General features: G+C 57.2%; 18 protein-coding genes. 9 read left to right on the forward strand and 9 right to left on the reverse strand.

Translation table 11 applies throughout. The annotated features are described in order from the left end of the window. Window positions 1-9: 9 nt before the first annotated feature. Together U6G28_07325 and U6G28_07330 are read left to right on the forward strand one after the other, a co-directional pair. Window positions 10-1,002, forward strand: a complete 993-nt coding sequence (locus U6G28_07325) for an ABC transporter ATP-binding protein (protein ID WRS29338.1) — start codon at window positions 10-12, stop codon at window positions 1,000-1,002. Beyond that, a complete protein-coding gene (locus tag U6G28_07330; protein WRS29339.1) occupies window positions 999-2,591 on the forward strand; it encodes a hypothetical protein in 1,593 nt (530 codons plus the stop codon). The genes U6G28_07325 and U6G28_07330 overlap by 4 nt, the downstream gene beginning before the upstream one ends. Before the next feature lie 107 nt (window positions 2,592-2,698). On the opposite strand, the gene U6G28_07335 is transcribed toward U6G28_07330, so the two are convergent. Continuing rightward, a complete protein-coding gene (locus tag U6G28_07335; protein ID WRS29340.1) occupies window positions 2,699-3,043 on the reverse strand; it encodes a NifB/NifX family molybdenum-iron cluster-binding protein in 345 nt (114 codons plus the stop codon). A gap of 193 nt (window positions 3,044-3,236) precedes the next feature. Here U6G28_07335 and U6G28_07340 point away from each other — a divergent pair, with 193 nt between their 5' ends. The 4 genes from U6G28_07340 to U6G28_07355 all read left to right on the forward strand — a co-directional run bounded on the left by U6G28_07340 (window position 3,237) and on the right by U6G28_07355 (window position 6,845). After that, window positions 3,237-4,880: an FAD-binding protein gene (locus U6G28_07340; protein ID WRS29341.1), complete on the forward strand. Its 1,644-nt coding sequence runs from the start codon at window positions 3,237-3,239 to the stop codon at window positions 4,878-4,880. A 22-nt stretch (window positions 4,881-4,902) separates the two neighbouring features. Continuing rightward, a complete protein-coding gene (locus U6G28_07345) occupies window positions 4,903-5,925 on the forward strand; it encodes a VOC family protein (protein ID WRS29342.1) in 1,023 nt (340 codons plus the stop codon). 13 nt (window positions 5,926-5,938) lie between these two features. Beyond that, complete coding sequence (locus U6G28_07350) at window positions 5,939-6,463, forward strand: glucose PTS transporter subunit IIA (protein WRS29343.1); 525 nt, start codon at window positions 5,939-5,941, stop codon at window positions 6,461-6,463. Between the two features lie 79 nt (window positions 6,464-6,542). Continuing rightward, window positions 6,543-6,845 carry a Dabb family protein gene (locus U6G28_07355; protein ID WRS29344.1) on the forward strand — a complete coding sequence of 101 codons (303 nt, stop codon included), beginning with the start codon at window positions 6,543-6,545 and terminating at the stop codon, window positions 6,843-6,845. A 200-nt stretch (window positions 6,846-7,045) separates the two neighbouring features. Here U6G28_07355 and U6G28_07360 read toward each other — a convergent pair whose 3' ends face one another. The 5 genes from U6G28_07360 to U6G28_07380 all read right to left on the reverse strand — a co-directional run bounded on the left by U6G28_07360 (window position 7,046) and on the right by U6G28_07380 (window position 13,317). Beyond that, on the reverse strand, window positions 7,046-8,983 hold the full coding sequence (locus U6G28_07360) for a BCCT family transporter (GenBank protein WRS29345.1): 1,938 nt from the start codon (window positions 8,981-8,983) through the stop codon (window positions 7,046-7,048). A gap of 128 nt (window positions 8,984-9,111) precedes the next feature. Further along, window positions 9,112-9,873 carry an ATP-binding cassette domain-containing protein gene (locus U6G28_07365; protein WRS29346.1) on the reverse strand — a complete coding sequence of 254 codons (762 nt, stop codon included), beginning with the start codon at window positions 9,871-9,873 and terminating at the stop codon, window positions 9,112-9,114. After that, window positions 9,870-11,120: an iron chelate uptake ABC transporter family permease subunit gene (locus U6G28_07370; GenBank protein ID WRS29347.1), complete on the reverse strand. Its 1,251-nt coding sequence runs from the start codon at window positions 11,118-11,120 to the stop codon at window positions 9,870-9,872. Before U6G28_07370 ends, U6G28_07365 begins: the two co-directional genes overlap by 4 nt. Further along, window positions 11,110-12,147, reverse strand: coding sequence for an iron chelate uptake ABC transporter family permease subunit (locus U6G28_07375; GenBank protein ID WRS29348.1), 1,038 nt, complete (start codon window positions 12,145-12,147; stop codon window positions 11,110-11,112). The genes U6G28_07370 and U6G28_07375 overlap by 11 nt, the downstream gene beginning before the upstream one ends. Window positions 12,148-12,258: 111 nt before the next feature. After that, window positions 12,259-13,317, reverse strand: coding sequence for an ABC transporter substrate-binding protein (locus U6G28_07380; GenBank protein WRS29349.1), 1,059 nt, complete (start codon window positions 13,315-13,317; stop codon window positions 12,259-12,261). A 213-nt stretch (window positions 13,318-13,530) separates the two neighbouring features. Here U6G28_07380 and U6G28_07385 point away from each other — a divergent pair, with 213 nt between their 5' ends. The 3 genes from U6G28_07385 to U6G28_07395 all read left to right on the forward strand — a co-directional run bounded on the left by U6G28_07385 (window position 13,531) and on the right by U6G28_07395 (window position 15,894). After that, window positions 13,531-13,968 (forward strand): hypothetical protein, encoded by a 438-nt coding sequence (locus U6G28_07385; GenBank protein WRS29350.1) that lies wholly within the window; start codon window positions 13,531-13,533, stop codon window positions 13,966-13,968. Window positions 13,969-14,000: 32 nt separating this feature from the next. Then, a complete protein-coding gene (locus tag U6G28_07390; protein ID WRS29351.1) occupies window positions 14,001-15,302 on the forward strand; it encodes a CapA family protein in 1,302 nt (433 codons plus the stop codon). 157 nt (window positions 15,303-15,459) lie between these two features. Continuing rightward, on the forward strand, window positions 15,460-15,894 hold the full coding sequence (locus U6G28_07395) for a hypothetical protein (protein WRS29352.1): 435 nt from the start codon (window positions 15,460-15,462) through the stop codon (window positions 15,892-15,894). A gap of 14 nt (window positions 15,895-15,908) precedes the next feature. On the opposite strand, the gene U6G28_07400 is transcribed toward U6G28_07395, so the two are convergent. The 3 genes from U6G28_07400 to tig all read right to left on the reverse strand — a co-directional run bounded on the left by U6G28_07400 (window position 15,909) and on the right by tig (window position 19,078). Then, entirely contained in the window at window positions 15,909-17,141 is a 1,233-nt protein-coding gene (locus tag U6G28_07400; GenBank protein WRS29353.1) for a M56 family metallopeptidase, read from the reverse strand. Next, window positions 17,134-17,514 (reverse strand): BlaI/MecI/CopY family transcriptional regulator, encoded by a 381-nt coding sequence (locus U6G28_07405; GenBank protein WRS29354.1) that lies wholly within the window; start codon window positions 17,512-17,514, stop codon window positions 17,134-17,136. Before U6G28_07405 ends, U6G28_07400 begins: the two co-directional genes overlap by 8 nt. A gap of 202 nt (window positions 17,515-17,716) precedes the next feature. Next, window positions 17,717-19,078, reverse strand: coding sequence for a trigger factor (tig, locus tag U6G28_07410; GenBank protein ID WRS29355.1), 1,362 nt, complete (start codon window positions 19,076-19,078; stop codon window positions 17,717-17,719). Window positions 19,079-19,286 lie beyond the last annotated feature (208 nt).

Raw genomic sequence — 19,286 nt, forward strand, 5'->3', positions numbered from 1 at the left:
GGCCCGTTGATGAGCAGCGAAAACCAATCCGAGACTGAGGTTGCTTCGGCGAGCTATGACTTAGTAATCGATATACGTGCACTTACGAAGTTTTACGGCCGGACGCGGGCGCTTAACAAGCTTGATCTACAGGTTCGACGCGGCGAAGTACTTGGGTTCCTTGGCCCTAACGGCGCGGGCAAGTCCACGACGATGCGGGTACTTCTTGGAATGCTACGTGCAAATGGTGGCAGTGCGCGTGTTCTCGGACAGGATCCCTGGAAGGATGTCGTTTCACTTCATCGGCGCCTGGCGTACGTTCCCGGCGACGTTTCCCTGTGGCCCGGAATGACCGGAGGAGAGGCCATCGACCTGTTAGGACATCTGCGGGGCGGACTTGACGAGCGACGCCGGAGTGACCTAATCGAGCGTTTTGAACTTGACCCAACCAAGAAAGGACGGCAGTACTCAAAGGGCAACCGACAGAAGGTCGCGATTATCGCTGCTCTCTCTTCTAGGGTTGAGCTGTTGTTACTCGACGAGCCGACGTCGGGTCTTGATCCCCTCATGGCGAGCGTCTTCCAGGACGTAATTCGAGAAGAGAAGGCCGAGGGAACCTCCGTTCTGCTTAGTAGTCACATCCTTTCGGAAGCAGAGGCGCTCGCAGATCGACTGAGCATAATTCGGGACGGATCTGTCGTGGAGACTGGAAACCTCGATCAACTCCGATCTGGGACTAAGTCGCGGATTCAAGCCGATCTGGCCACGAATCCGCCCCGGACTGTTCTGGTTGAGCTTTCGAACGTTGATGTCCAAACGATCACCGCTGCGCCGAGACACGAATCCAGGATTCGCCTCACGGCCAAGGTTGACTCAAATAGGGTCGGTGAAGTGGTTGCGGCACTTGTTCCATGCGGGGTTTTGTCCCTAACAGTCGAGCCGCCCTCACTTGAGTCACTGTTTCTCGATGTCTACGAGGGAGTGGATCACCGGACCGCAGAGGACGAGGATCACGCCGCATGAGCGGGCTTCTCACCGGTACTTTGCCGTATCTGCGAAGCACTCTGCGCCAGAACAGATTGGCGCTCATGGCATGGTCAGTAGTCGGGGTCGCGCTCTCCGCCTCGGCGGTCGCCGGTTTCGATGTTCTAGTGTCCGGCCCCGAAGACGTGGCATCGATTGAGGGTGTGCTTGCGGCAAACCCCGCTATCGGACTGATCCTCGGTCCAGTCGGAGACCTTTCGACCGCAGATGGTTTGAGCGCATGGAGAAACCTAGCCCTCGGAGGCCTTCTGGTTGGAATCGGCGTGATTCTTCTGGTGACCAAGGCATCGCGGGGACAGGAGGATTCAGGACAGGCTGAGCTCTTCGCCTCGGGTGTTCTTGGACGGGGAGCACGCCTGACGACAGCCTGTTTGCTGGGTGGAATCGGTTCGGTTCTGGTCGGGCTCGCCTCGGGTCTAGCCGGAGTAGCTACGGGTGGTAGCTGGAAAACCCAAATGTTGATCGGCGCGACGTTCACGGTTACGGGTTGGATGGCCACCGGTCTCGCGGCCGTTAGCGCACAACTCGGGTCAGACCGGCGAAGTGCGAGCACAATCGCTGTGGCGACATTAACTGCGCTCTATGCGCTCAGAGGTTTCAGCTATTCCCTAGTCCTCCCGGAATGGACTTTGTGGGCCAACCCGCTTGGTTGGATGAGTGAAGTCAATGCTGGTACGTCAGAAGAGCGGTGGTGGCCGCTGCTGCTCGGCATCGCGCTAACCCTGTTTCTACTGATTGTTGCTTCGTTGTTGCAGTCTCAGCGCGACTTCGGAGTGGGGATACTTCCACAGCGATCCGGTAGAGCCCGCGGTCGCATTCGCACAGTTTGGGGTTTGGCCGCGCGTCTCAATCGAAGCACAGTGATTGCGTGGTCGGCTGCGTTCACAGTAATTGGAGTCGTTTTCGGTTACTTCGTCACCGAGGTTCAAGACTCATTTTCAGATAACCCGATGATCCAAGCTTTGCTTGGATCGGGCACTGTGAGCGCTGATGATCTCTCGGGTGGAGTCATAACCATGGTGCTCACCATGGTGGGAATCATCTCGACGGTTGTTGGCGTCCAGATCATCCTCAACTTGAGGTCCGAGGAACTCGAACGTCGCGTTGATCCTGTACTGGGGGCCGCGGTGTCTCGCCCGCGATTATTTGGTGCTTCTGTCTTGCTTGCTCTTAGCTCAAGCGCGCTGGGAATGTTACTGTCTGCGGGCGTTGTCTCAGCCTTTGTTCAGGGTTCCGATATCGGCCATTCAGCGGGGGAGGTGTTAATTCAGATGCTCGCGGTGATCCCTGCATCATGGATCGTACTGGCGGTCGCTACGGCACTTGTTGGGGTTCTGCCCAGGGCTAGCGTTCTTGCCTGGGTTGTCATCGTCGTGTCGGTATTCCTGACGCTGTTCGGTGCGTTGTTTGATCTACCGGAAGCAATGGTTGCTCTAAACCCGTTCCATCACGTCCCGTCAATCTTTATGGCCGACGCATCATGGACCGGGATTGCCGTGCTTATTGGCATTAGCCTCATTTTGATCATCGTCGGTTTCGTTGGCTACCGTCGTCGTGACCTGGCGTGAACAGATTTACGTCGCTTTGGCGGCATCAGGTCAACTTGCAGCTGTCAGTTAAGACAGAACGGTCGGAGGATGGGAGACTCGCGCCGGACCGGTGTCCGCCTATTTTTCTAGTCTGTTTCGGAGAAAAGCTTTTCTGCGCGTAGAACGGCTTGCCTTGCGGGTCCGGTCGCTTCGATGGCAATGCGTAGCCCCATCTTTGCCATTGTGTTCATCATCGGCGCCCCAGCATGGTTGATTACCACGGCCTCGACACTGTGTTCGCGAAGAAACCGTACGATTCGACCGTGGTGAGTACCGTGCTCGCCCTGATCATGAAGGGCATCCCAGCCGACGTCGAACACTTCCCAAGCGGTGATTGCCCCTTCCTCGACCTTTGCGAGTGCAACGTTCTTGGCTTTGCCCCAACGAGGGTCAACTTCTTCGTCTGCGGTGACGGGAACTGCAATGATCATTTCTCAACAATACCTTCACAGTAAGGGCTCACCGCGGTTGACGAGCTTCAGACTGTTGGTGTTGCGGTGCTGCACCCACGGACTTCAGCAGGTAGCCAAAACCTCGCTTTCCTCACGTGATTTTCTGTATCCTGATGCGGACAAGGATGTCCTGTTCGGTGTTGCAGTGCACTAGAGAGGGAGGTAGCGACAAATGTCGAAACCTAAAGAAGAGACCTATGACGTTGTAGTTGTTGGATCAGGTGGTGCCGCGTTTGCTGCCGCTTTAGCTGCAGTCGACGAGGGTTTGAGTGTCGTGATGCTCGAGAGTTCTGAGCAGTGGGGCGGGAATACCTCGATGTCAGGGGGTGGCATGTGGCTGCCAAACAACCCGCTGATGAAGCGCGACGGCGCGGCCGACTCAAGGGAAGAAGCGCTCGAGTACATGCTCGCGACGATCGGCGAGCCAGGACCCGCGTCCTCAAGGGAGCGTATCGAGGCTTACATCGACAGCGTTGACGACCTCATCGATACTGCAGAACGACACGGCATGCAGTTCACGAGGGCGCCAAAGTATCCCGACTACTATCCCGAACTACCGGGCGGCAAAGTAGGACGTGCAGTCGAAGGCGGGATCTTCGACTCGAAGAAGCTGGGGGACTGGGCGAAAACTCAGCGCGGGGCAATCCCAATTCCCATGCGCACAGACGATACATACCTGCTGAGCCGAGCCTGGTCCACCCCTGACGGGTTTGTCCGTGGGGCCCAGTTCGTCTTCCGGACACTGGGGGGCTTTGCTACCGGCAAGAAGAAGGTAGGACTCGGAGGCGGATTGGCGGGTAACTTTGCCTATGCGACCCTGATTAGTGCGGGCGTACCGCTTCTGCTCAACACCCCTGCGGTGGAACTACTTACTGAAGACGATCGGGTTGTCGGGGTGCGCGCGGAGAGTCCCGAGGGAGGGCGAATCTTCAGGGCTCGACGCGGGGTGATGCTCGGAGCAGGTGGTTTCGAGTCCAACCAGGAGTGGCGCGAGAAGTATCAGCACGTACATGGCTACTCCTCGGGCTCGCCAAGTAACGTGGGCCTTCCGATCGATTTTGCTGTGCAGATCGGTGCGGCTGTCGACTATATGGATGATGCGTGGTGGGGTGCCTCGCTCGCTCCGATTGAGGACGGCCCCAACATGGGGTTCATCGTTGGGGAGCGAGCATTGCCGTACTCGATGATCGTTGACTCGCATGGTAAGCGTTTTGCGAACGAGGCTGAGTCATATGTGGACCTCGGCCATCACATGCTTGAACATGACCGTGGCGGCGACTTCTGGATGATCACTTCGGGTCCCTACAACAAACGCTACTTCCGGACCTTTTCGATAATGCCCGGACTGATGAAGGGCATGGCGGAGAAGGGGTTGTTGCACAAGGCGAAGACCATCGAGGAACTTGCTGAAAAGATCGGGGTGCCACCGGAAAACCTGCGTGCTACGGCGGATCGAGTGACTGGATTTGCCAAGACCGGGCGAGATCAGGATTTCGGCAAGGGAGACTCGCTGTATGACAGGTATTACGGTGACCCAACAGTAACGCCAAACGCCTGCCTTGGAGCGATGGATCAGGGTCCCTACACCGCCTACAAGGTTGTGGCGGGCGATCTGGGAACTAAGGGCGGTCTGATTACGGACAAGGATGCTCGCGTATTGCGTGAGGATGGTTCGGTCATTGAGGGTCTGTACGCGTCAGGCAACACCACGGCTTCGGTCATGGGCCATACATATCCGGGGCCAGGCTCGACTATCGGACCGGCAGCGGTATTTGGATTACGCGGAGTGAGGCACATGGCAAAGGTTGGCGGCTAAGGAGCTAAGCGAGGTTACCGCAATGGTCGGTACGAGTAGCGGCGACAATAGCCATCCGCATGATTCGCTGCTTTCGGTCTTGTCTGGGGAAGCGGAGAGTAATAAGGAATCCGCGCCCGGCAGAGCGTCGAGTACCGGCCTACCGCGGTGGGCGGTTGGACCCGTTTCCACTAACGGTGCTGCACCGGATGCGACGCGGTTGGACATAGTTGAGCTTCTGGTGCGGGACCTGGATTTGATGACGCATTTTTACAGTGACGCCCTCACTCTCGATGTACTTGATCAATCTGGCCACACAGTAACCTTGGGTAGTGGGCGAGTCCCATCGATTGTATTGAGACATGAGAAGAACTTGCCACCGAGGAGCCAGAACAGTGCTGGTCTCTACCACACGGCAATCGTGTTCGAGGATTCCCACAGACTTGCCAGCGCTCTCGGATCAATGGCCCAGAAGGCAAGTTCGCTGTATCAAGGTAGTGCCGACCACTTGGTGAGCGAAGCCTTTTACTTCGCCGATCCGGAGGGAAATGGACTTGAGCTCTATCGTGATCGGGACCGCGACGAGTGGGACGTCAGCGCCGACGGAACGGTGCGCATGGGCACCGAGTACCTCGATCCCAATGAGTTTCTCGCCCGGTGGTACGACACGGACATGATCGCTTCGACGTCGAATGACTCGAACGCTTCGGCGATGATCGGACACGTTCATTTGCAGGTTGGTGACATTCCAACCGCGAGGGTGTTTTACGAGGGCATTCTTGGTTTTGACGTCACGCTTGATATGGGGAGTGCACTCTTCCTATCGGCTGGCGGGTATCATCACCACATCGGAATGAACACTTGGAACAGTGCGGGTGCAGGTCCTCGCGCCGCAAGTCTCGGCCTCGGGGATGTTCGGATCATGGTTCCAGAGCGCGAGGATGTCGAGGCGCTTGCTGAGCGGCTGAGGTTCCACCAAATCGGTTCAGAGGATGACGGACGGACTCTGCGGCTTGTTGACCCCTGGGGAACTAAGTTGGCGGTGTCGCCCCGCGTCTGGAACTGATTTTGGGGTCCTAATGCCTAAGTTTGATGAAGTTCCAGTCGGGCGATCCGCGATTAGTTCTATCGATGGTCGGTTGATGGTCAAGGCTCCGATTGACGGTCGAGTCGTGTCACTGGATCGGGTCCCGGATCAGGTGTTCGCCTCCGGCATGCTCGGAAGTGGCATCGGAATCATTCCCGATGAAGCGCATCAAGGACCCGCACTGGTTCGCTCTCCGGCCTCTGGCACCGTAGCGGTGGCGTTCCGAACAGGTCATGGGTATGCCATCAAGGCCGACAACGGAGTCGAGGTTCTGCTGCATATTGGCGTCGATACCGTGTCGATGAAGGGTGAAGGATTCGAGGCCCTGGTGAAGGCGGGCGACATAATCGGTGTAGGTGAACCCCTAGCATCGGTTGATTTTGCAGAGATTATTGGGGCCGGTCTCGATCCAACTGTCATTACTCTCATTACCAATACAAGGGATCTGACTTCGGTGATACCCGTTTCCACGGAGCGAGTTGTTGCCGGCGAGACAATCATGACCGTTCGGCCCTGAGAGTCCCTTCGACATGACTGGTATGAAGAGCCTATTGTTTTAGTTGGCGGCTCAGCCAAAGCACACCTAAGGGGAACTAATGGCATTTCGACACGTAGTGGTCTGGCGAATCGGCATTGATGACATCACGTTACGCGAACAGGCAGTAAGAGGTCTCTCTGATCGCCTGGAAGCTCTGGTTGGTGTAGTTCCGGGGCTGATCGCCGCGACCGCCTCGCCGAACACGGTGGCCGTCGAGGGTAACTGGGACATGGCTCTGGTGGCCGACTTTGTAGACGAGGAAGCGCTGTCAGAGTACAACGTGGACCCCAATCACCTGGAGGTCGCCAAAGATATCCGTGCTATCTCAACGGCGCGCGCTTCGGCGGACTTCCCGATCTAGACCTTTGCGTCGGCCAGATTCCGGGCACCGTCTCATTCCGTAGTTCCAGGTTGGCCGCTCCTCGTCAGCTTCGCTCTCCGACTGGGTGGGGTCCAGTCGCCCGAGGGGCTTGAACTTCGGACACCGAGTCATTCGTAGTTCCAGATTGACCACTCCTCGTCAGTGTCGCGCTCCGATTGGGCGGGTGGTCTCTCGGCGGCCTAGGTGGTCGAAACGTTGGTCCCCGTCCCGCTTGGCGGGGCCTGAGCGTCTGAGTTCTGAACGGCCGTGTCTTGCATATTCGGTTCCTGAGAACTGATCGCGTCGGTGTACCACTCGGTCAGTGAAGGATCGTCGCTCTCAAAGTCAGCTCCCGCGCCCTCGTCAGATTCCACATGATCTGTTCCGAAAACGAAGTCATCTCCATGCTCTCCGATGCCGCGTTCGACACCCTTTTCGATTGCCTGACGCGCGTACTTTCGGCGAATTATGTAGGGGTCTCTGCTCAGATCAATTGACCAGGAGATCATGATTCCAATGAGGATGATCGCGAAGGGGAGTGAACAGGTCACCATGATTGCCTGCAAGCCGGAGAGCGCGTCGGGTCCTCCGGCGAGTAGAAGGAAGATTGCGATCAGGCCGAGTGCCACACCCCAAATGATCGTGATAGCACGGGAGGGAATAGGCCGGCCGTACTGCGACATGGATGCCATTACATTGGTTGCTGAGTCGGCCGCAGTGACGAAGAAAATTACGACGGCCGCCACTGCAACAACGGACATTACGGTGCCCAGCGGCAGGTTTCCCAGAAGGTCGAACATGACGTTTTCTCCGGAGTCTTCGATCTCCATGTCCATGCCGTTCTGGTTCATCCAAATCGCGGTTCCACCGAAGATAGTGAACCATGCTGCGATGATGCCTGAGGGGGCCAAAATAACGACGGTAACAAACTGGCGAAGTGTCCGTCCCTTTGAGATTTTGGCGATAAACATTCCCACAAAGGGGGACCAAGAAATCCACCAGGCGAAGTAGAGGACTGTCCAGGTTGAAAGGAATTCTTTCTCATCGGCTCCCTGACTGGCAGTAACCGAAAGCATGTCAGGCAGTGTTCCGACAAAGGTGTAGATGGAAGTCGGAAGCAGATCCAAGATGAACAGGGTTGGTCCAAACAACAGAACAAATGCGGCCATAACGATTACTAGCAGCATGTTCACATTTGAAAGGAACCGGATTCCCTTCTTGATTCCGGACACGGCAGAGAAGATGAACAAGACCGTCAAGAACGTCATAGCCACGACAACGAATGTGTTGCCGGACAGGTCTTTTCCGGTGACGATGGACGTTCCGGTCCTAATCTGGAGTGCTCCGATTCCCAAAGAAGTTGCGGTACCGAACAGGGTCACCATGACGGCGAAAATGTCGATTATCTTTCCCAGAATTCGATTGTTCCCGTTAGGAAACACAGGTTCGAAGAGTGAAGAAATAAGGGGCAGGCGTCCGCGCCGGAACGCTGAGTAGGCGATAGCGCCGCCGACTAGTGCATAGACTGACCATCCCGAAATTGTCTGGTGCAGGATGGCCTGCGCCATCGCGGGTTGAACTGCCTGTGGCGACCCTGCGACAGCGTCCGTTGCGGGCGCTGGGTCCAAGAAATGAGTGAGAGGCTCCATGGGCCCGTAGAAGATTAGGGCAATGCCCAACCCGGCGGCGAACAGCATCGAAATCCAAGACGCTGTGGAGAACTCCGGCTCGCTGTCATCTGCGCCAAGACGGATTTTTCCCGTCGGTCCGTACCCAACAACGAACATGAAGATCAGGATGACAACAACTAGAGCGGTGAAGAACCACCCGAAGTTCTCTACCACCCAGTCGCGTGAGTCGGTTCCGACGGAATTCAGGCTCTGTGGTGAGAATGCAGCCCACAGAATAACCGCGGCCGAAATCAGCAGTCCGACGACGAAAACGAGTCTGTTAGTCGGATACTTCTGAGGCGTGTCTTCCACGCTCAATCCAGGAATTAGGCCCGGGTGAATCGTTCCCTTCGGGAATGACCGCGAAGGATTCATCAACGGATACTTGTTTAGAAGTTTTGATGGCTTTTGAGCCAGATTGTCCATCTTGTTGCTGGACGATCCGGGCTTGCTGGACGCCGAGTCCACAGTAGCTTCCCCCCAAAAGAGGTGGTCAGTGCGCTCGGATGGCGCGGCTCACCCCTGGTTGACTTTAGGATTTACACTCGATCCAGGGTAGCAGTGACGCTCCAAGTTGCGGACAGACCCGAGCTTCCTCACATTCGGTGGTACACCGCAAACCTTCCCGACGGCCCGTCGACGACGGTCACCGGGGTGCGGAATACCTGGGTTAACACCTCATCCTGAATGATCTGGTCGGGGGTACCGGAGATCACGACTTTTCCCTCGTCCATAGCGACAATGTGGTCGCTGTAGGCCGCGGCGAAGTTGATGTCATGAAGAACAATCACGACGGTCCGGCCCAACTCGTCTGCCGCGCGCCTTAGCTGAGTCATCATTTGCACGGAGTGCTGGGCGTCCAGGTTATTGAGGGGTTCATCGAGCAACAGGTAGTCCGTGTCCTGCGCCAGGACCATAGCTACGTAGGCTCTTTGGCGCTGACCACCGGACATCTGGTCGAGGAAGCGTTGCTCCAGACCGGTCATGTCGAGAAAGTCGATCGCTTCCGAAATCTTCTCCTCGTCCTCTGCGGTGAGTCGTCCACCTGAGTACGGGTACCGACCAAACCCGACCAGCTGACGAACCGTCAGACGAGTGACGAAATGATTCTCCTGCCTCAAGATCGACACTTTTCGTGCCACATCTCTAGAGGGCGTCTTGTGAACGTCGAGGCCGTCGATCTCCACCGAGCCGGCGGTGGGAGCGAGCAAACGCCCCATCATGGTCAACAGCGTTGATTTGCCTGCTCCGTTCGGGCCGACCAACCCAATTATCCCACCCTTGGGAAGGTCGAGGGAGACCGGACCTATCAGGGTCCCGTTCCCGTAGCGCTTCTCGAGCTCACTCAGCTTGATCACAATCGACCTCGTTTCATAATGACGATCAGGAAGGCGAGTCCACCGATTAACTCGACGATTACGGTCACCGCGTCAACCATCGTGAACACATGCCGCAGTAGGAAATAGGCTCCGCCGAGGATAACGTAGCCGAGTAGCCACGCCACCGGCAGAATCCGCCGATGATCGTAAGTGTCGACCAGGGAATAGGCGAGTGTTGCACAGAGGAACCCGAGGAAGGTCATTGGCCCGATAAGCGAGGTGGACATGGCGGAGAGGATCGCAACCAGAGTCAACATCAACATGACCTGCCGCTTATGGTTCAGGCCGAGATTCGTGGAGGTTTCCGCGCCGAGTGAGAGCACATTGAGGCGACGCCCAAGCACCCATATGATGCCTCCCACAACTACGCAGATCGGGACAACATAGACCAAAAGACCAGTCTCGGCGTTACCGATGTTGGCGAATAGCCGGGCGCGGAGAACATCGAACTCATTTGGGTCGAGCATTCTTTGCATGAAGGTTGAGATCGCACCAAGACCAGTGCCGATAACGATTCCGACTAGCAGCATCACGTGCAGACTCCCAAGCCGCCCGGAAAGCAGCCATGAGTAGAGCCCAACGGCGAACGCAACCATCAGAGTCACCTGCAACGCGAATCGCAAACCAGGGCTTACGGCCAAGACTCCAGTGGTACCAAACAGGTAAACAATCGAGGTTTGAATCAAAACAAACAGGGAATCGAAGCCCATGATCGACGGAGTGATGATCCGATTGTTGGTGACGGTCTGGAACGTCACCGTAGCGAAGGACTGGGCGAAGGTAACCACTGCGATAACGACCACTGCTGAGCCGTACATTCGCGCAACCCGCCACCACTTGTCGCCGAAAATCTCGAAATTATTGCCCCACGTCAGTATCAAGACCGTGACGGCAACAGCGGCCACGAGCAGCGCCGCTATCGTGAGGCGGTATTTGCGTTCATGTTTCACACTGGCGAAGGCACCGGAGCGGTTGGGACGGCGGTTGAGCCGATTCTGCTCGGTGGGGCCAGACGATTCGTAGACTTTCGACACCTCGGAGCGGGCAGCGGCCTCTGAGGCGAGTTCGAGTGGTCCACAGCCGGCACCGAACACAGTCATGTCCGCCAGTTCAAGTTCGTGTTCTGCCCCCTCCACGATCTCTTCGGCGACCTCGGTAACGGCGGCCTCTCCACGCAACTGTGTGTACGAGGGGTGCTTGTTGGGACCACTAGGCTCAGCTGGCACTGGTCCTCCTCGTACGAAGAAGAAGTCCGATGAACACCACTGCGCCGACTGCGCCGAGGACCAGGGAAACTGGTATCTCAAATGGCATGATAATTGTCCGCCCAATCAGGTCACAGATCGTGACTAGCCATATGCCAGCGAGAAAAACCCAGGGGATGTTCGTTCGCAAGTTGTCGCCGCGTACCAGGGATACCAGGTTCGGAACCACAAGGCCGAGGAAGGGGAGAGCCCCGACCACGACAGTGACAACCCCGGTGACGATTGAGACCAGGGCTACTCCCAACAGAACCACTGCCTCGTAGTTGAGGCCGACGTTGGTCGCAACCTCTTTTCCGAGACCAGCGACGGTAAACCTATCGGCGAAGATGACCACAAAGGCACATACGAGAAGTGCGATCCACAGTGGTTCGTAGCGACCCACTTCGATGCCCGTGAATCGGCCGGCAAACCAACTACCCAGAGTTTGAAGCAGGTTGTACCTAATCGCCAAGAATGTACTCAGTGCACCGACGACGGCACCGATCATTAGCCCGACGATGGGAACTATTAGTGAGGAGCGAAGTTTGACACGGCTGAGGAACGCGAAGAACACCATGGTTCCCGCGAAGGCAAAGACGATGGCAATGACCATCTTCGTGAAGATACCCGACGTCGGCATAAAGATGTAGGTGAGCAGTAGACCTAGCCCGGCCCACTCAGTGGTCCCGACTGTAGTTGGTTCGACAAACCTGTTCTGTGTCAGTAGTTGCATGATGAGGCCGGCAATCGCCATTGACGCACCGGACAGCACTAGGGCGACCGTTCGTGGAACACGGGTGATCCAGAGGAACTCGTGCCCTCGGCCAGCCGTGTCTGTTATGTCTGCGACCCCGACGAAAAGCGAGAGTACTACCAGCGCAATCGTAAAAACGATTCCCAGCATGATCGGGAGGAACTTGGGCAGACGATGCTTTTGCGGAATACGTCTGGAAGGACTGGACGCATCAACGTTGGTAATGCGGGGTGCCGGGGCGGCGGGGGAGGCCAAGAATCAGACTCCTTCTGACTCGAGCAGGTTTCTCACCTACTAAAGCGGAGCGGAGTGCGTCGTGGCAACTGCACGCCTAGACACGACGCACTCCACCGGGATTCGTCTTGGCTACTTCTGAGCCTCGAACGCTTGTTTTAGCCCGGAGAGAACGTCCATGTATGCGTAGATGTCCTCGGTCAGGTAGTAGTCGGCGGGCATAATGTATATGGCTTGGTTAACGACTGCAGGGGTTGCTGCGAGAGATGCGGAACCATTGATCAACTCAAGGGCGGGAGTGGTTTCCTCTCCATCGCTACCGGCGAAGGCCGCGTCGCGGTCAAGAACCAAGTAGAAGTCGGGGTTCGATTCCGCGATTGCTTCGAGGGAGATATCGTCGCCCTGGTGATTGGTTGAGCCATCCTGATCGAGTGCGGGCGTTAGTCCCAATAGCGAGAAGTAGATGGACGCGCCGCGACCATCGGTCGGGTTAGAGTAGCGGATCTCGTTGCCGCTTGTGACCAGCCCCATCACCGTCATTGCCGGATCGTAGGCCGCTTTGGTCTCCTCCAGCGACGTGTGGAACTGATCTACCAACTCGGTCGCCTTATCCTGCATACAGAAGATTTCGCCGAGCATCTGTGTGCTTGCCACAGCGTACTCATCCGCCGTCATCTCGTTGTTAGTGGTGTCGATGAAGGCGGCGCCCGGGGCGGCATCCTTCAGTGCGTCTGCGTGGTCACCGTAGCGGTATCCACTGATGATGACTGTCGGGTCGGCTTCGATCACCTTGGTGAAGTCCGGTTCGCCGTGGGAACCAGTGTCAAGGATTGAGTCGTCGTCCTTCATCGGGTTGTTGGGACTCATTAGGGTCCGCGGGGCGGCTGTCGGCTGAATACCCCAGTCAGCGATAGTGGCGAACATGCGGTTGTCAGTCACAACCACGGAGTCAACGCTCTCCACCGTGACTTCGTTGCCAGCCATGTCCGTTACGGTGACGGGATATGTGCACGACTCTGCGGCGGTGTCTTCGGCTGCTTCCTCGACATCGGAAGTAGCCGACTCCGCGGATGCCTCGGACTCACCCGCAGCCGGGGCGTTGCTGGAACAGCCAGCGGTCAGAACTAGGGCAGAGACTGCGGCCAGTGTTGCGTAAACGCGCCGCACGGGCAGGCGAGTACTTCTACTCATGTGTAAAGCCTCCAAATTGGATTGTGCGTGGGGCGAGCAGTGGCCCAGCCCCCGACGGTCGATGAGGGGTTCCAAACAACCAGGTCAGAACCCTGTTCCGTTCGTGGAACTTAGGTAAGCCTAACCTAATAGGTTAGGTTAGTTTCAAGAGAATGTGAGATAGGTGGCCCCCCGGCCAGGGTGTTCGAACGCGGACGAGGATAGAGTTGTTCAATGACTACCGACAGCCAGCATTTCGCGCAGTTGCAAGCAAACGCTGCAAGGCTGAAGCGCCAGATGTTATTGGATGCTCAGGAAGCAGAAAGTGCTAAGGCGGCAGAGTTCTTGCACCAGTTTGTCCAAAGTGCGGCGGAGAAGGGTCTGATGCCTGAACCGTTGTTTGCTAGAGGATACGGCGGCAAGGGCAGAGCAAAGACACCGCTAAAGGGTTGGTACTTGAAGAACGACCACTCGCTTGCAGTGGATACTGAGGGAAACTACTACATCTTGACCGCCGATCTCTCGGTGCTAGATCGGCTCCGGGGAATAAGGCCGCAGCCCTCTCCGCCTCCACTCGTTCTAAGCCAGGGCGGACGCGATGGTGAGTCGATGGACCTGACAGTGAAGCTAAGCGAGATTCTGCCTACTTGGCGACGAGGAGAGGGCTGCTAGCGATGCCGACAACAGGGGCGAGACATGCGAGTGTGACTCAGACGAAGTCAGGTGGTTTGCGTCCTCTTTTGATCATCCTGATCGTTGCGTCGCTTCTGGCCCTCGTCGGAGGCGGAGTCTGGATGCTGTTGCGGGGCGGAGTTGAGACCCAGCCGGACGGGGGGATTGCTGCCACGCAGTCTGGGCAGCAGTCCGAGGCGGATCCGCTTCCAGAACCACAGTCTGAACCCGCTGTTGCGCCAGAACCCGAGCTGGCACCAGTGGATTTCACCATCGCGGCGGGCGGGGACATCCTGCTACACAACACGGTTTTTTGGGCGTCTCAGGAGGCAGATGGGCGTTACAACCTCTCAAGACTGCTCTCTACGACCGCCGCCTATGTTGAGGGAGCGGATTTGGCTCTGTGTCAAATGGAAGTTCCGATTGCGCAGGCTGGTCAGGAGCCGTCAAACTACCCGTTGTTCGCCGCGCCGTATGAGACGGCGGAGGAACTGAAGGAGGCTGGTTGGGATGGTTGCTCAACCGCCAGCAACCATTCGGTGGACTGGGGTTTTGCGGGTCTTACAAACACTCTCGATCGGTTCGACGAGGCCGGGTTGGGGCATGCTGGTACGGCGCGCTCGGCCGAGGAGCTTCAAGCCCCTCAGTATTACGAGATCGAGAAGGATGGACAGACCCTGACTGTCGCGCACATCTCTTTCGCGAACAATCTTAACGGAATGGAGATTCCCGCCGAAGCTCCGTGGTCGATCAACCTAAATGACATTCAAATGGTCCTCGAACAGGCGAAGCAGGCCCGAGACGACGGAGCGGACCTAGTTATTGTCTCTTACCACTGTTGCGCAGTTGAGTACACCTCGATTCCCGAAGACCTTCAGGTTTCTACTGCGCAGGCACTGGGCGAGTCGGGGTTAGTTGACATCATGATTTCGCACCACGCGCACGTTCCCAAACCGATCGATCGGGTGCCTGGTGGGCCGAACGGCGATGGAATGTGGGTCGCGTACGGTACGGGGAACTTCATCTCTGACCAAGACGAGAACTGCTGTGTTCCCGAGTCCAATGTCGGTGTTCTGGTTTTCTTTGAGGTTCAAAAGGCCGCCGATGGGGTAGTAACGGTTCCCGACGCATCCTGGTCGGCTGTTATGACCGAGAGGAAGTATGGCTACTACACCCGCGTCATTACAGCCGACGGTGCCGCTGACAGTCCGGTTCCCCTTGACGAGATCCAGTGGCGCCATCAAATGGTGGCCGACGTGATGAGCGAAGGACTCGGGTCGGAGCGGGGAGGGCCTCCCGTGGAGCCTGGAGTAACGACCGTCGTGGTCCAATGAGTCTGTTGCTCGCGATTTACCAGGTCCTCCGCGCCTACCCACGTTGCCTTACATTCTACATCTGTAGTACGGTAGATAAACTACAGATGTAGAACGGTTCAATCCGAGGTGTGATGACTCGGTCGTTCTGCGATTAGTGCGATTAGGAGGTATGGAAATGGGGAGATTGGGAGGCAGAACCAGCGGACTTGTGGCCGTGGCGCTGTTGGCGTTGGGCGGAACCGTCGGTACAGGCACGGTTGCGAGCGCGACCATGATTGATTCTGTGACACCGGCGGTAGTCGCTTGGGAGTGTCCGCGCCAGGATGGAGTGCCGCAAGGAAGCGGTCTGCAAGATGGGACAGGACCGCATCACGGTAGTGGGCTCCGTGACGGTAGCAGCCCTCATCATGGTCAGGACATCGGACTCCGTGATGGTAGTGGTCGTTACCACAGTAGCGGAACCGCGCAGAGCTCAAACCTCGGAACGAATCAAGCAACAGGTACATCAGAGACGGGCGAGGTAGCGGTGCAACGGGGCGAGTGTCCCCGAATCTGTCCTAACGTGGGAACCGGGCTTCATAGAGGCCACCGTCACGCATCCGTTTACTGACGTACTCTGGTTGCCTAGTGGGAGCCGTGAGTTCCACTGGCTCCCACTCGATGCTTGTGTTGCCACCCATTTGACTCGGAAGATGTGCCGTCATGAGACTCGGGCTCGGTTGTGCCTTCTTCTGCGGGGACAGTGTTGCTCTCGAGAGTGCCAGTGCTCTCCCGATCGGGGTTGGCGCCCTCGTCCGCAGTTTCCTCGGTGAGGTTGGATAGGTCGGGCACTTCTGAGTGTCGCGTGGACTCGGTGGTGTCTGTGTCTGAAGCGTCGAAGACAGTATCCAACGTGGTTTCGGAGCTAGGGGAACTGTCGCCCCAAGCAACTGGAACCCCCAGTCCAGCGAGTAGCACTACCGTGGCGATAACTGTCTCTCTCCCCACCCGGCGTCCTCGTGTGCCGAGAGCCGATGACACTCGGTTCGCCAGTGCCCGTGACCCTGGCAGTAGGGCGACTGATGTCAAGGGACGAACGCCGTGGGACGCGGAGGCGGTGACCAAGAGCTGCGCATAGTCACACCTCTGCTCGGTGTTGGCATCCGCTAGAGCTGTCTGGTCGCAGGCAATTTCCGCTGCCTCAGCAGAGTTCTTGGCTGCCAATCTCAGCAGAGGATTCCACCACTGCAGGGCGACCACCACGTTCAGCGCTAGCCGAGTTAGCGTATCGTGACGTCGAATATGTGCTAGTTCGTGGCGAAGCACGAAACGCGAGTGGAATCGGGGATCGGCGGGCAATAGCAGCCGCGGGCGAATGATGCCTACGACCGCGGGTGAGTCTAGCCCGCAGATCAGTACAACGGAAGGTCGATACGACAGATTCAGGCGGTCCGATTCGCGCTCAATCTGAGTCAGCAGATCTGCACTCGCGGGCAGTGTCCCCGCCTGGCGCACGTGTCTCCTTAGCCGTAAATGCTGCACCACTAGGATGCCGAGGGCGATCACAGTCCCCGTTGCCCAGAGACCAATCAGTAGCGGAAGTAGCCACTCGGTCGAAGTGGATGCCGTCATTGAAGCGGAATCCAAGGCAGTTCCCTGAAGTGCTCTCGCTTCGGATGCGGGCAACGCACGCCCCGGAATAGCTAAGATTTCAGGACGAAAAGGAAAAAGCCACGCCACGGCGATCAGTGTCCAGCTGGTGCTCAGGGCGGCGCCACGGTAGCGTCCTCGCAATAGGAAGGTGGCGATGCTCAACGTCAAAGTGAGGGCAGTCATGACAGCTACCCATAGAACCAGACTTTGGACGAGGCTAGTCATCTTCCGTTCGCCTCGCCTCTATCCAGGCTGAAAGCTCGTGGATGTCCCGCTCCGAGACGGTGCCTTGATCTGCGAACGCGGCCACCAGTCCCTTCAGTGAAAATCCTGCGTGCTTCGAAGCAAAACTGCGGGCTTCAGCACTCATGTATTCGCCGCGGTCCACAATGGCGGCGTAGTTGATCTCTCGTCCGGTACGCGTTTTTGAAACGAATCCGCGCTCGCAGAGTCGAGTAAGGAAGGTCGAGACTGTTTGGATCTTCCAGACGTGGGAGTCCGAGAGCGCGTTAACGACCTCTCTGGATGTCATGGTCGACCCCGGCGAGTCCCATAGCACGTTCATGACTTCCAACTCTGCGTCGGGCAGTAGCTCCATCGGCGCTCCTTCTACATCTGTCGTACTGTCATGGTAGAACGCTCCGCTTCAGAGCACAATGATCATCACGCGCCAAAAGTCGCCGTTTGAAGAGACGCGCCTCGTTTCTGACGCGAATCAATCGGCCAGTAGAGTCAATCACCAGAGATATCAGAAACGGCCGACAACCCCGGGGTCGTCGGCCGTTTCTATCCGGTCAGTGCTACTTGGACTCCCCGTCCAGGTCGTCAACGTTGAGCGAGAAGCTTCCGTCATCTTCTACAGCTTCCGCCGCTGCCGCGGCGGCTTCTGCCTCTGCTTGCGCGCGGTCGGTTGTGAAGTCGGTCAGATCAACCTCGTTGCCCTCGGTGTCCTTCACTTTTGCGTCGGCTAGCACAGACACCAAAGCCTTGGTCCGGGCGAGCTCACCGTACATGTTCTGAACCTGCTGCTGATCAGAGAACATCTGGTTCAGGTCGATTCCGAAGTTGCGAGCAGTGGTCATCATGAAGTCGACGAGCTCCTGCTGACCGACCTGGATCTCGCGGTTTTGGGCAAGAGTGTCGAGGAAGATTTGCTGACGAATATCTTTTTCGATCCCCGCTTTCGTCTCTTCCTTTGCGTCCTCGTCGGCGTCCTCACCTACGCGGTGCTCTACCTCGTGATCGACCACGGATGCGGGAAGCAGAATCTCGGTCTGGTCAAGTAGTCTGTCTAGAAGAATGTCGCGAGCCTGCAGCGCCTGAGCTCCGCGCTTGCCCTCTCGGACCTGTTTCTCGGTGTCCTCGCGCAGTTCCGCAGCGGTATCGAATTCGGAGACCATCTGTGCGAAGTCATCGTCAACCTCGGGGAGTTCGCGCTCTTTGACGCCATGGACGGTGACATTGATGGTGGCTTCTTTACCCGCGTGCTCTCCGCCAAGGATTGTTGAGGTAAAGGTGATGTCATCGCCAGATTTCGCGCCGCGCAGTGCCTCGTCCTGGCCTTCAAGCATCGTCCCAGAGCCGAGTTCGTAGGAGACGTCAGCAAGCTGATCGATCTCTTCATCGTCAACCGTTGCGGTGATATCGAGAGTTAGGAAATCGCCGTCCTTTGCTTCGCGGTCGAGCGGCTTGAGAGTGGCGAAGCGGGTGCGCAACTCCATCAGTTCGGCATCGATGTCCTCGTCGGCGACCTCAATGGGATCAACCTCGAGTTCCAAGTCGGCCAAATCGGGAAGATCAAAGTCCGGAACAATATTCAGTATGGCTTCGAACTCTAGTTTGCCGCCCTGCTCGCCCTCAGTGTTCGGGACCGACTTTACGTCGACCTCGGGTTGAGCAAGGGGGCGCAGGTTGTTTTCGAGGATCGCCTGCGACAGGTACTCCGGAAGCACCTGATTGACTACCTGCTCGATTACCATTCCGCGACCAAAGCGTTGGTCGATCACACGGGGAGGAACGTGTCCCTGGCGGAAGCCAGGAATGTTCACCTGGGATGCGATGTCCTTGTAGGCGGCATCCATTGCAGGCTTTAGCTCGTCATAGTCAACTTCGACAACCAGCTTGGCCTTTGTCGGCTCAAGTGTCTCTGCGGTGCTTTTCACGCGAAATACTCCAAGGTCTAGTTCTGTAGGGGCCGGTTTGGGACGGTCCCGCCTCGTGGGCCGCCAGACTTGGCGAGTCCACAACCCTCACAATGCTACGGCAGGGTCCAAGTAAACCCCTCACTGATCGAGGCGGCTGTAACGTATTCCTCGCCCGCAACGGGTCCAAGTGGAGTTGCGCAAGGACGATCAAGCTATAGTATGGAGG

This window comes from Actinomycetaceae bacterium MB13-C1-2 (assembly GCA_035621235.1).
Lineage (GTDB): Bacteria > Actinomycetota > Actinomycetes > Actinomycetales > Actinomycetaceae > Scrofimicrobium.